This window comes from Kocuria rhizophila (genome assembly GCF_003667225.1).
GTDB lineage: Bacteria > Actinomycetota > Actinomycetes > Actinomycetales > Micrococcaceae > Kocuria > Kocuria rhizophila.
In genome coordinates, this window is record NZ_RCOM01000159.1 from 1 (window position 1) to 1,080 (window position 1,080).

2 protein-coding genes are annotated in these 1,080 nt (G+C 69.8%); both read left to right on the forward strand.

All coding sequences use genetic code 11. The annotated features are described in order from the left end of the window. Window positions 1-746 (forward strand): DUF8462 domain-containing protein (locus tag D9R02_RS11800; RefSeq protein ID WP_498071531.1); only part of this gene is annotated, 746 nt, incomplete at its 5' end. Further along, window positions 743-1,080: GntR family transcriptional regulator (locus tag D9R02_RS11805; RefSeq protein WP_147435366.1), on the forward strand; the 338-nt coding region annotated here is incomplete at its 3' end. The genes D9R02_RS11800 and D9R02_RS11805, both read left to right, overlap by 4 nt.

Here is a 1,080-nt window from a genome sequence, read left to right on the forward strand (position 1 = left end):
GTTCCGGGCGTCTGGACGTGGACCTGGAAGAACTCGTGGCGGACCTCAGCGAACCCCTCGCGGCTGAGCACAGTGCCTTCGGCCTGTTCATCGACGAGATGCAGGACCTGGATCCGGATCTGATGAGTGCCATCATCACGGTGCAGCACATCGCTGGGCAGCGGGAGTGGCCGTTCTACCTCATCTGCGCGGGACTGCCCACCTTGCCCGCGACCCTCAGCGCCGCACGCAGCTATGCAGAGCGCCTCTTCGACTACCGGAGCATCGGACCGCTGAGCCGAGAGGCGGCGGGTCATGCCCTGTCCAGGCCCGCGAAGGAGGTCGGTGCAGCCTTCGAGCCCGATGCGCTCGATGCGCTCGTCTCCGCCACGGGCGGCTATCCCTACTTCATCCAGGAGTTCGGCCAGGCCGTGTGGGAGGTCGCCCCGTCCACTCCTTTCACCGCTGAGGATGCCGAGCTGGCCATCCAGCGGGGGTGGGCGCAGCTGGACGCCGGGTTTTTCCCCGCACGGTGGGGACGGGCCACTGGCAGAGAGCGTCAGTACATGAGCGCCATGGCACAGGATGGCGACGGGCCGTCGAGAACCGGCGAGTTGGCGGCACGCCTCGGTGTCACCACGAGCACGCTCGGTCCCACCCGCGCGCAGCTGCTTCACAAGGGCATGATCTACGCACCTGAGCACGGGAAGGTGGCCTTCACGGTGCCTGGTATGGCCGGATACATCGCTCGGCAGTTCGGGGCATGAGGCACCCCCGGGACGTCGACCTGCCCCTCACCGTGGACCGCACCTCCGGGGTGCCCCTGGGTGAGCAGCTGGTGCGTCAGGTCCGTGACCTCGTGGCGCGCGGCGTGCTCCGCCCGGGGGATCCGCTGCCGTCCTCCCGGGCACTCGCGGCCCGCCTGGGCACCTCCCGCGGCACCGTGACCGCGGCGTGGGACGTCCTCACCGGGGAGGGTTACCTCGTGGCGGACCGCGGTGCCACACGGATCACGCCGTCCCTGCACCTGGACCCGGAGAACGCACCGGCAGCGACAACGCCCCCATCCCGTACGCTTCCGGCCCCGGTCCGCAGGACGCC